General features: G+C 43.6%; 10 protein-coding genes. 5 read left to right on the top strand and 5 right to left on the bottom strand.

The annotated features are described in order from the left end of the window. Window positions 1–322 precede the first annotated feature (322 nt). Both KO533_RS14665 and KO533_RS14660 read right to left on the bottom strand, forming a co-directional pair. Entirely contained in the window at window positions 323–823 is a 501-nt protein-coding gene (locus KO533_RS14665; protein WP_105252328.1) for a peptidylprolyl isomerase, read from the bottom strand. 61 nt (window positions 824–884) lie between these two features. Then, a complete protein-coding gene (locus tag KO533_RS14660) occupies window positions 885–2,288 on the bottom strand; it encodes a DEAD/DEAH box helicase (protein ID WP_219254850.1) in 1,404 nt (467 codons plus the stop codon). Between the two features lie 310 nt (window positions 2,289–2,598). On the opposite strand from KO533_RS14660, the gene KO533_RS14655 reads away from it, so the two are divergent. Further along, the gene (locus KO533_RS14655; RefSeq protein WP_219254848.1) at window positions 2,599–4,371 is read left to right on the top strand and encodes a DUF885 domain-containing protein; all 1,773 of its coding nucleotides are present in this window, start codon (window positions 2,599–2,601) and stop codon (window positions 4,369–4,371) included. 251 nt (window positions 4,372–4,622) lie between these two features. Here KO533_RS14655 and KO533_RS14650 read toward each other — a convergent pair whose 3' ends face one another. Then, window positions 4,623–4,943: a hypothetical protein gene (locus KO533_RS14650; protein WP_028760093.1), complete on the bottom strand. Its 321-nt coding sequence runs from the start codon at window positions 4,941–4,943 to the stop codon at window positions 4,623–4,625. A gap of 220 nt (window positions 4,944–5,163) precedes the next feature. Between KO533_RS14650 and KO533_RS14645 the strand changes: the two genes are divergently transcribed. The 3 genes from KO533_RS14645 to KO533_RS14635 are packed head-to-tail and all read left to right on the top strand — an operon-like array spanning window position 5,164 to window position 8,162. After that, window positions 5,164–5,658 carry a putative 4-hydroxy-4-methyl-2-oxoglutarate aldolase gene (locus KO533_RS14645; protein WP_028760092.1) on the top strand — a complete coding sequence of 165 codons (495 nt, stop codon included), beginning with the start codon at window positions 5,164–5,166 and terminating at the stop codon, window positions 5,656–5,658. Window positions 5,659–5,715: 57 nt separating this feature from the next. After that, on the top strand, window positions 5,716–7,542 hold the full coding sequence (locus KO533_RS14640; RefSeq protein WP_131525617.1) for an AsmA family protein: 1,827 nt from the start codon (window positions 5,716–5,718) through the stop codon (window positions 7,540–7,542). Then, window positions 7,542–8,162: a BsuPI-related putative proteinase inhibitor gene (locus KO533_RS14635; RefSeq protein WP_219254846.1), complete on the top strand. Its 621-nt coding sequence runs from the start codon at window positions 7,542–7,544 to the stop codon at window positions 8,160–8,162. The genes KO533_RS14640 and KO533_RS14635 overlap by 1 nt, the downstream gene beginning before the upstream one ends. A gap of 140 nt (window positions 8,163–8,302) precedes the next feature. On the opposite strand, the gene KO533_RS14630 is transcribed toward KO533_RS14635, so the two are convergent. Both KO533_RS14630 and gloB read right to left on the bottom strand, forming a co-directional pair. Further along, window positions 8,303–9,850 (bottom strand): LysM peptidoglycan-binding domain-containing protein, encoded by a 1,548-nt coding sequence (locus KO533_RS14630; RefSeq protein ID WP_219254844.1) that lies wholly within the window; start codon window positions 9,848–9,850, stop codon window positions 8,303–8,305. A gap of 232 nt (window positions 9,851–10,082) precedes the next feature. Continuing rightward, on the bottom strand, window positions 10,083–10,874 hold the full coding sequence (gloB, locus tag KO533_RS14625; RefSeq protein ID WP_219254842.1) for a hydroxyacylglutathione hydrolase: 792 nt from the start codon (window positions 10,872–10,874) through the stop codon (window positions 10,083–10,085). Between the two features lie 154 nt (window positions 10,875–11,028). Here gloB and KO533_RS14620 point away from each other — a divergent pair, with 154 nt between their 5' ends. Continuing rightward, window positions 11,029–11,766, top strand: coding sequence for a class I SAM-dependent methyltransferase (locus KO533_RS14620; RefSeq protein WP_219233661.1), 738 nt, complete (start codon window positions 11,029–11,031; stop codon window positions 11,764–11,766). Window positions 11,767–11,798 lie beyond the last annotated feature (32 nt).

Here is an 11,798-nt window from a genome sequence, read left to right as displayed (position 1 = left end):
AGGTACATGCTCTGATGTTCTCTATAAGAAAAAGAGAGCATAAGATCATAATCGACACCGTCCGTCAAATTGGGGTCAAAACGGTTAAAATATATTCACGATCTCGCCCTGGTAAAATAATGGGAACGATTAAATAATCCATCAGTTGATTTTACACTAAGTGATTTTGTATTGGGGATTTAGTATTTTAAGGTTTATATAAAATGAAATTGCGTTGAATAGTACAGAAAAGTTAATTAAATAACTTTGGGAAAATGATTAATCGCTCAACTAAAACTGAGCGATTAATCATATTAACGAAAAAATATTATTGTTTTAAAAATTAACTTTGGATATTAATCGTTACTTTCTCGATGACGATAGGTTCACGGGGCACGTCTTCGTGGCCAGCGACCGTGGTGGTTTTGACTTTCTCAATCTGCTGGATAATGTCCATTCCTGCCGTAACCTTACCAAATACCGCGTAGCCCCAACCGTTATTGGTGGTGGCGGTATGGTCTAAAAAGTCATTATTGGCTGTGTTGATGAAGAATTGCGCGGTGGCTGAGTGAGGTGCATCGGTGCGAGCCATAGCGATTGTGCCTATGGTGTTACTTAGGCCTTTGTTGGCTTCGTTAACGATAGGCTCGTGGGTCGGTTTTTCCTTCATTTTTGCGGTAAACCCGCCGCCTTGGATCATAAAGCCTTTGATCACTCGGTGAAAAATCGTGTGTTCAAAGAAGCCTTCTTCACAATAGCGGACAAAGTTTTTTGAACTGACAGGCGCATGTTCAAAATCGAGTTCTATAGTGATGTCGCCTAGATTGGTGCTAAATGTAATCATGCTAATATCTTCTATCTTAATGAGTTTTTATATCTAATAAGTCACGACTTGTACTGAGTCATTACTTAGTTTTAGGGCCGCTATTCCACGGATTAAAGGGCGCGCTGCGACCCGTTGTATCGTTATCATTGTCAGTCTGAATAGATTGCTGCCGTGTTACATTGGCTTTAACCTCTGGCTTTGATTTCGCGCTGCGATGCTTTTTCGCATGGGCGGTTTCAAAGGAGCCTTCTTTCGCGGGGCGCGAGGATCTGGCCTCAGGTGCCCGAGCTTTAAAGGTTTTTGGCGTAGTATTTTTGGGCACAAAATCGAGAATAGACACAGGCACTTCTTTGTTCGGCACAAAGCCTTCAATTTCTTTACGCACTATGAGGTGACCTAGACGGCGCTCGATAGCACATAGATTCCTAAAATCATCTTTAGAAACAAAGGAGATGGCTTCGCCGCAGGCGCCAGCACGACCGGTTCGGCCAATACGGTGAATATAATCATCGGCTTCATCGGGCAAATCATAATTGACCACACGGGTGAGGGCGTCGATATCGATACCGCGGGAAGCAACGCCAGTCGCGACTAAAAAGCGTAGTTTGCCAGATTTGAAATCCACTAATAATTGCTCGCGTACCGCTTGGCTGCGACCGCTGTGAATGGCTTCGGCGGCAATGCCACGTTTTTCGAGTTGGCTAACCAGTTTGGCGGCGCCTTGTTTCGTCTGGATAAAGATCAGTGCCTGTTCCCACGCTTGTTCAGTGATGAGTTTGCTTAACAGGGCCGACTTTTTATCTTTATCGACAGTGATCAACCATTGGTCGATTTGCGGTGCATTTGCGCTGTCGCGGGCAATTTCAATTTCGACAGGGTTTTCAACCGCTGTTTTCGCTAAAAAGCGCACTTGCTTAGATAAGGTTGCCGAAAACAACAGATTTTGGCGTTCTGTTGGCAGACGTTCGATGATCTTATTGATGTCTTCGATAAATCCCATATCGAGCATTCTATCGGCTTCATCTAGGACTAATACCGAGATTTCATCGAAATGAATCGCTCTTTGGGTGTACATATCGAGCAATCTACCGGGTGTTGCCACCAGAATATCGACGCCTTCAATAAGACGTTGTTTCTGCGGTGCGGAATCCACGCCACCATACATGGCCATAGACGTCAGCGGCAGGTATTTTGCGTACTTGGCAATATTGTCTTCTACCTGAACGGCCAATTCGCGGGTTGGCGTTAAGATTAATGCACGAACGCGTTTAGCACGGATTTTCGGCATCTCGGCGAACATTTGCAGTATTGGCAACACAAAACTGGCGGTTTTACCTGTACCTGTTTGCGCGCCAGCAAGCAGGTTTTTGCCTTTCAAGATCACCGGAATGGCTTTTTCTTGGATCGGAGTAGGTTGTGAATAGCCGAGCTCAGTGATGGCTCTTAAAATCGGATCGCTTAATCCAAGTTTGGAAAATGGCATTGAATGTCTCAGGTAAAGGGTCAGGTCAATAATGTATAAGCAAACTGTTACGCTAAAGCATGAACAGTGGAGCAGGGCGATATTATAGCAGGAGGTGAAACAGAATAGGCGATTATCATTATTTGTATGTGTTTGGTAAAGAGGGGCTTATACGTCGAATAGGCGAATGATAGGCGGTAAAATATTGAGAACTTACAATTTTGTAACCACACATGTATTCATGGCTAACATAGCTGCAATTATTGGGGCAATATGATTAACTGAGGTAATTTTTGTATGCCTGATAAATCTCAACAAAGGACCCATAATAATGAAAAAAAACGCTATTTCCCTTGCGATAGTGCTATCGCTGGCCAGCCTTGCTGGTTGTCAATCCCATACCAGTCAAACTAAGCCTGTGGTTGCGGCTGAAGTTAAAGCCCCGCCATTTGAACAATTTTCAGCATCCTTTATTGATTCATTGTGGGAATTGTCACCGACTTGGGCTTTATACAGTGGCAAGCATGTTAACGATGGTTACCTTGAAATCCCCGATGCAGCAGGTCGAGCAAAAACCTTAGCGTTTGTGAAAGCTCAACAAGCGCAATTGACTCAGTTCGAGCAAAAGTCGCTGACGCCGAATGAACTGATTGATTACCATCTGATCGACAATTTACTCGGTAGCATGGCATGGGAAATTGACAGTTTTAAATCTTGGCAGTGGGATCCTTCAAGTTACAACGTATCGGGTGGTTTTGCCCAAATCATCAATGAAAATTTCGCTCCATTAGATGACAGATTACGTTCGGTATTAGCGCGTTTAGAAAATGTGCCAGCTTATTATGCTGCCGCGCAGGCGAACATTAGCAAACCAACATTGGAGCACACTGAGTTAGCAGTGCTGCAGAATCAAGGTGCATTTTCGGTTTTTTCCGATGACTTATTAAAACAGGTCGCCGACTCTGGTCTGACTGATGCGGAAAAAACGTTATTTAAAACGCGTTTCGATGCGGCCACTGCGGCGATTAACGGCCATATTGCTTGGTTAGACAAATTAGTGGTTCAACTTAAAAAAGATGGGGCACGTAGTTTTAGAATTGGCGAGGCGTTATATGAGCAAAAATTTGCCTTTGATATCCAAGCGGGGATGACGGCGAAACAGCTATATCAAAAAGCCGTAGCCGATAAAGAGCGTGTTCAAGGAGAAATGGCCAAAATTACCGATAAGTTATGGCCTAAATATTTTACTACGCCAAAGCCTGCTGACAGTAAGCTCGCCATTCGCCAATTAATCGATAAATTATCGACTCAGCATGTTCAGCGCGATGAATTCGTGAATGAAGTGCGTAAGCAAATTCCAGAGCTGATTGAATTTGTAAATAAGAAAAAACTAGTCACATTAGATCCTAAAAAGCCACTCGTTGTCCGTGAAACGCCCGAATATATGCGTGGTTATGCCGGTGCATCAATTAGTGCGCCTGGACCCTATGAGAAGTCAGGCAATACTTATTATAACGTGACGCCGCTCGATGGCATGAGTGATGAGTCTGCCGAGAGTTACTTACGTGAATATAATCACTGGATCCTGCAAATCCTCAATATTCATGAAGCCATCCCAGGGCACTACACTCAACTCGTTTACTCTAATCAATCTCCGAGTTTAGTGAAAAGTTTATTTGGTAATGGTGCTATGGTTGAAGGTTGGGCGGTTTATACCGAGCGTATGATGTTAGAAGAAGGCTATGGCAATTTTGAGCCTGAAATGTGGTTGATGTACTACAAGTGGAATTTACGTGTTGTCTGTAACACTATTTTGGATTATAGCATTCATGTGAAAGGCATGACCGAAGACCAAGCTATTGCCCTGATGATGAATGAAGCCTTCCAACAGCAAGCTGAAGCCGAAGGCAAGTGGCGCCGTGCGACACTTAGTCAAGTGCAACTGACTAGTTACTATTCAGGTTATCGAGAAATCTATGATTTCCGTGAAGAATACAAAAAATCGCAAGGTAAAGATTTTGACCTTAAAACTTTCCACGAAACATTCTTGAGTTATGGTAGTGCACCAGTGAAATATATTCGCCAATTAATGCAGAGCAAATAAGTTCGCATATTGATATAAATCAGCAGAGCTTAGGCTCTGCTTTTTTATGCCAAATCGCTAGACAGGTATAGTGTGAGCTTAACATAAGTTGGCATTGTTACTTATGAAATGAAATCGTTAACACTGTGCGAATAATGAAAAGCCGAAAATTCTGCCATATAACCGAAAAAGTATATATTTCGTTATATGGCATATGCAGATGTTAATCAAACAATTTAACTGCGAGGTGATAGAGCACAATAGCGATAAATTTACTTCTTAGATTTAGATGATGCCATCAGCGCTAATACTTCATCGTAAGAAATGTTAAATTCTCTCGACAAGTTAATGATTTTTGTTTTGTAGGTTTGAATATTCTCTTGCTGAGCTAATTGATGTTTCTTTTCTTCAACTAACTCATTAACGGTTTCTTGTAATATCAATAGTCGACGTAAACTATAGTCGAGAGATTTAATATATTTACCCATTTGTTGCTTGTTACGTGCTTGCTCAAGATCCGTTGAGACTTTCTTATCATATCCATACTCATCAAGAGCTGCGATTGCGCTCTGTAAATCAAGATCAGTTGTCATTTGGTTTTCGCTTTATAACAAAGAGGTGTGGGAACAAATTTATGAAACTTTAAAGAGTGTCATAGGACGTTAACTATCGCAGATTATAATGCTTATGCCAATATACACCAAGCCTTTGCACGTTAAAATGAAATAAAAAATTCCGCTGATTTTTGCTTTGACCTTGTCGGGGTCTACAATTATGAGTAGTCTAAAGTTATAGACTATCATGGAGATTCAAATGCTTGATCTACTACCAGATTTATTCGACCACTATCCGTCTAAATTACAGTTACTTCCCCTTGCATTTAAACCCTTTGGTGGTAAACGGCTCTTCTGGGGCGAGATAGTCACAGTAAAGTGCTTTGAGGATAATTCAAAGGTAAAAGAGATACTTGCACAGGATGGGCATGGAAAAGTGCTCGTTGTCGATGGCGGCGGTTCTCTGCGCCGCGCACTATTAGGTGACCTCATAGCGCAGAGCGCCTTAGATAATGGTTGGCAAGGGATAGTGATTAATGGTTGTGTTCGCGATGTGGCGAGATTAAATACTTTCAGCTTAGGTGTCTTTGCTTTAGGGGCTATGCCGATAAAAACCGAAAAGTTAGGTCAAGGCCAAATTAATGTGGCTGTGGATATGGGGGGCGTGACGGTTAAGCCCGGTATGATGCTCTATGCTGATGAAAATGGTATTGCAGTAAGTGATGAAATGTTGAACTTTGCATTTTTAAATTAACATTTCTAAATGCATTAGTTGCTATAAATTCAAGTTGTTTTTGATAAGGATATTTATATGAAATTCATTAAGTGGCTCTTAGCCTTAATGGTGACGCTCATTCTTTTAGTCACCGTTTATCTCACCGTCTTTTTCGACCCTAATGATTTTAAACCTGAAATAGTCGATGCCGTAAAAAAACAAACGGGTCGTGAATTAGTCATTACTGACGATTTATCTTGGACATTTTTCCCTGTCATAGGTATTAATTTAGGGGGGGTGTCTTTATCTAACCCTGAAGGTTTTACGCCTAAGGCTATGTTAGAAGTCAAAAAAGCCGTTGCTGAAGTGGCGCTCATGCCGTTGTTTAGTCAGAAAATTGAAATTGCAGAATTGAGTCTCGATGGCGCAACGATCAATTTAGTCACCCGTAAAAATGGCACTAGCAGTTTCGATGGGTTGAGTGGCGATAATAGCCCAAAAACTGCGTCTCCAGCTGCCGCCGAATCCTCATCGAATGCCAAACTTAACGACATTAATATTGGTGGCATTTCTATCACCAATACCCAAATTAATATGATTGACGAAGCTAATAAGCAGACTCAAGTCTTTACCTTAAGTAGCTTCACCCTAGGTGAGTTCTCCTTAGATAAATTTGCGCCTATCGCCTTTGAATTCAGTGCAACTATGCCGGATATGACGATAAGTAGCGAAGCTAAAGGTGAACTAAAACTCAGTCGAGACTTTAAACAACTCGTTATCAATGGGCTGAAAATTGATACTGTGGTGGAAGGTGAGAGTATTCCGAACAAGAAACTCGAAACATCTGTCAGCTTAGCAACTCAAATCGCCCTTGATAAACAGCAATTGTCCGTCGATATTGCGCAGCTTACCGCGGCGAGCATTACCGCTGCGGGTAAAGTGGGTGTTAATTATGGTACGAAAATTCCACAAATTAATGCTGATTTTCAAGTTGGCGATATTGATTTAGATACACTGTTACCTAAAACAGAGGCCACCGCCACCGCTGAACAAGCGCCAGCAGCAAACACTCAGGCAGTTGAGCCTGATCTCTCAGCCCTTAAGCAGCTTGATGTAAAACTCAAGTTGACTGTTAAGTCTATTAAGGTCGCGAATCTGTCGACTCAAAATTGGTTAATGGATGTGGGCATTAAAAATGGCGTGTTAGATTTGACGAAACTGAATGCGGATTTATATCAAGGTCAGTTGCTGGTGAGCGCTCAGGTTGATGCTCGTCAAGCGGTGGCAAGTTATCAATTCGATAAAAAAGTGACGGGCGTACAAATTCGTCCTTTGCTGAAAGATGCGGCGGATGTGGATTTACTGGCGGGTACCGCCAACTTTGATGTGAAGGGGAAAGGTAAGAGTTTGATCCCTGAGCAGTTAAAGAAAAACCTGTTAGCGAATGGTCATTTTGATATTAATGACGGTGCTCTGTATGGGGTAAATATTCCACAGATGATCCGCAGCGCCCAAGCTAAGTTAAAGGGCGACTTATCGCCAGAAACGAAGGCGGAGCGCAAAACTGACTTCTCGAGTCTGACGGGCAGTTTCTCGTTGGATAATGGCGTTGCCACGAATCCAGATCTTGCCTTGTCTTCGCCTTTACTGCGTTTGGATGGTAAAGGCACTGCGAATTTATTGACTGAAGCCTTGGACTACAGACTAACCGCTAGCTTAGTGAATTCATTGAAGGGTCAGGGTGGTAGCGACAAAGATGCGCTGGCAGGAGTTGATATTCCGTTGGCGATTACAGGCACTTTCCAAAAACCTGAATATGCTTTGGATACTAAAGCCTTACTGAATAATCAGCTTAAGGAAGAAACCGACAAAGCTAAGGAAAAATTAAAAGACTCCTTATTGAAAAAACTAGGCGGTTTCTAATGGTTGTTTCTACGCGTTACGCATTACTTGTTTGCGCGAGTGCTTTTGTCGGCGGGCAACTTGTTGGGTGCTCGGCGCCTGAAGCCGCTGACACGAGTCAGTCAACCAAGGGTGAGACTACAACAGCCGCGGCCGTTCAGCCTGAGATTATTCGCGCTGCCGATCTGGCGCTCGATGTTTCTGGGCTTAAAAGCACTCCGACATTAAAGGCTGAACCTGTGATGGCAGAAAAGGCACAAGGCTTGCTTCGCGGCGAATTAACTCTAGAACCTTTTATCGATTTTAAGCAGTCGGTTAAGGCGACATTGACTGTGACAAATCCACAAACCTATGCTGTCGGCCTACGTTATAACTCTGGGATGACGGCGGATTTGTGGTTGGTAACGCAAGAGGGCAAACGTCTGTGGGCTTGGTCGGATGATATGATGTTTACCCAAGCATTACGTGATAGCCAATTGGCGGCAGGGAAAGTGATCACGACTTCATTTAGTATTCCGCCCAAAGCATTTGCAGGAATACCTGCAGATGGTGCTCGCTTAGAAGCGCATTTTGCCGCTAAAGCATTAGAGTCTGATGCCGTTGTTATGGCGCCCGTTGTCTTATTACTGACGATGGAATAACGCCGCCTCTCATAATAGAGAAAGCCCTTAATAGAAAAAGGCAGCAATCCGATAGGGTTGCTGCCTTTTTGTTATCTATGGCTCAATTTTGCTTAGGATTTATAGCACTAATCCGTTCGAACTATGTGCCAGTGTAGTCCTTACGCACTCAACTTAGTTTCATCAACCACTAATTTGATCACTTGGCCTGGTTGTAAATACTGTGATTGCGCTAGGCTATTCCACTCGAGTAGCTCGGCAACAGTTACGTTAAATTTATTGGCGATACGGGCAAGTGAATCACCGGATTTTACCTTGTAACTGACAGTACGAATTTTTGCGGTTTGCTCAAGCTCCTTTGGTGCTAAGATCACTAACTTCTGACCGTTTTGTAGCTTGCTATTCTTAGCCAATTTGTTCCAAGTGCTGAGTTGTTTCACCGTCACTTTATGGGCTTGGGCTATTTCTGAGAGTGTGTCTCCTGACTTAACCTGATAAGCAATTTTTGTTGATTCAACTGCAGCATGTGATTTTTTCGGCAATTGCTGCTTAGTTGACAGGGCATAAAGTTGCTTGTCTTGCGCATCGACAGGAATAATCAAATGCTTGCCTGCGACGATCGTGTTGCTTTTCATGCCGTTGGCGGCGCGAATAGCGGCAATGGTCGTATGGTGCTGCGTAGCAATCTTGCCAATGCTATCGCCAGATTTGATCGTGTAACGTAACCAGCTGATCCTATCTTCGGTTTCTGTTTCAGCAAGCGCTTTTTTAAATTCTTCTGATTTATCAATTGGTAGCACTAAGGTGTGCGGACCAAGTGGCGATGTAGCCCAGCGGTTATAACCTGGGTTGAGTTTTTGTAACTCAAGCGTGGTCATATTGGCAAAACCTGCCGCCATGGCTAAATCAATTTGGCTATCAATATCAACCACTTCAATAGTGGGATTGTTGTCAATTGGCGCTAAAGAAATACCATATTCATCAGCGTGTTTAATGACTTCTGCCAGTGCGAGCAGTTGCGGCACATAGCGTTCTGTCTCTCTGGGCAAATCCAATGACCAAAAATCCGTTTTTAAGCCTTTTTTCTCGTTACGTTTGATTGCATTGAGCACCCGTGATTCACCCGAGTTATAGGCAGCAATAGCATAAAGCCAATTGTTATTGGTTTTATCGTAGAGGTATTCCAGCATATCGAGCGCCGCAGTCGTTGATGCGGGGACATCACGGCGACCGTCATACCACCAGTTCATTTCTAAACCGAAATGACTGGCCATAGGTGTGGTAAATTGCCACAGACCCGATGCCGCGCCAGTCGATGATGCGGAAGGATCAAAGGCGCTTTCAATTATGGGTAACAAAGCTATCTCAATAGGAAGATGACGCTTTTCAAGTTCTTCTACAATCATGTACATATAAGGTGCAGCACGTTCCGAGATGATCGCCAGATGCTGTGGATTTTTGATGTACCAATCACGGTATTGATTCACCAATTTTTGATCTGGAACCGGTAACTGCATGCCTTGACGAATTCGCTCCCACACATCGGTAATTTGCGCCGATGGAGCCTCGGTTGCGAGGTAATATTCTGGGACTGTATTTTCGGTTGTGACGGCTTCAACTTCTGTTTGGTTAACGCCATGGTTGTCTAATGTTTGACAGCCTGTGAGTAGGGCAAATCCCCCTACAACAACATAAAGTGATACTCTCATTGAAAACGGTAGTCCTCTGTTAGTGCATCGCTTTTCTTTATAGTAACAGTATGTTTTATATGAAGATAAAGACGACGCAGCGCGCAAAGTTTTCACGCAAAACGAGCCATTCTATGGGATCTTTTCGATCTTGTCCCTTAATTATCGTACATAATGTAAGGCCATTTTTGACTTACATCATCAAAAATGAGAAAAACTGTTTGAATTTCAATCTATAATATTGCTTTTGTGATCAAAAATTATCTTTCCACTGTCTGAGTAAGGTAAAACCGCTGAGTTCGTCTAAATTTGCGTGATTTAGACCGCTAAAATGCTGTTTTATGTTATCGACAATTTCAGTGTCGCTGGGGCGTAAAAAGGGATTGATGGCACGCTCTAAAGCGATGGTGGAGGGAACAGTCGCTTTGTTTTGGCGACGTAACTGCATCGCGCGTTCGTTATAGTCTTGGAGCTCGCGATTGTTGGGATTGACCGCGAGGGCAAATTTGAGGTTTGAAAGTGTGTATTCATGGGCACAATAAACCCGAGTGTCGGCGGGAAGCTGGGCAAGTTGCTGTAGTGAGTTGAGCATTTGCGCTGGCGTGCCTTCAAATAAGCGTCCGCAGCCGCCGCTAAACAGGGTGTCACCGCAAAATAAGGCATCTTCAACAACGTAGGCTATATGTCCTGCTGTGTGGCCTGGTACATCTAAGACTTGCAGCTCAGCGCTGAGATACTCCGGTGTGAATTTGGGCTTGGATTTTGCGTGCAGTGGATGTGTGATTCCTTCGATATTCTCATTATCTGGGCCATAAACCGTGAGTCTATTATGACTATAGGCTTGAAGCGCTGCTACGCCACCCGTATGGTCATTGTGGTGGTGGGTCAGTAAAATACCCGCTAGCGTGAGTTGATTGGCTTGCAGGTAGTCAATGACCACACTTGCATCGCCGGGATCGACAACATAAACCTGAGTATGGGGCTGTTGTTGTAACACCCAGATATAATTGTCATTAAAGGCTTTGATCGCTGTTATAGTGAGCATAGAACCGCCTATGTCTGTATTTCAATTTGAAGATAAAGGTATTATCCATGAGTGAACGGCCCTTGGCGACCTTTGCCGCTTTTGCCCTGTGGCAGAATGTTGGTCATCTTTGACCCCATTGGATACTTGTCTACCCAACTAACGGAGGAACTCTGTGTCGTATTTTAGTACTGAGCTCAAGCCCGAACAATGGAGTGACCTACCCAATGGTGAGGCACTACAGCAAGCCGTCGCTAAACAGCTTGAAGATTGGTGGCCAAGAGTCTTTGGTTATCATTTATTAAAGTTAGGGCCTTTGAGTGCCGAATTGTCGAGCATGGCATCGCCAGTCGCCCATCATTTTTCACTCTCGCCATCTAAAGGCGCCTCTATTGAAGGCGATTTTTGCCATTTACCCCTGCAGAATGCGGCGATAGATGCGGTGGTGATGAGTCTATTGCTCGAATTTGAACCCGATCCTTACCGTATTCTTCGCGAAACCGATAGGGTACTCATCGCCGGAGGCTATCTTTTTATCGTCGGTTTTAATCCCTTGAGTCCGGTATTTTTGGGTAAGTTATGGCCTAAATATCAGGATTGTCTTCCTTGGAATGGCCGTTTTTTTATGCCTTCGAGGGTGCGAGATTGGTTAGGTTTATTAGGTTATCAAGTGGTGGGGGATGAGCGTTTGGTCTATCACCCATTAATGGGCGAGTTTACCCAAGGTAGATTTTTTCAACAGAGTTTAGCGTCATGGCTTCCTAGCGCGGGCAGTTTGTATTTGATTGTGGCACGTAAACTCGAGTCGCCACTCACACCTATTCGCGATAAACGTAAGGTGCGGCAGACAAATTGGACCACGGCGCCGACAGCAGGTCGTTCGGGGCATTTATCAGAGCATTCGGAAAACTGACAAGCCATTTCCATTTTAAGTACAGGTTTTTA

The sequence above is a fragment of the Shewanella sp. NKUCC05_KAH genome (assembly GCF_019345585.1).
Classification (GTDB): domain Bacteria; phylum Pseudomonadota; class Gammaproteobacteria; order Enterobacterales; family Shewanellaceae; genus Shewanella; species Shewanella oncorhynchi.
This window is presented reverse-complemented; position numbering and strand designations above follow the sequence as displayed.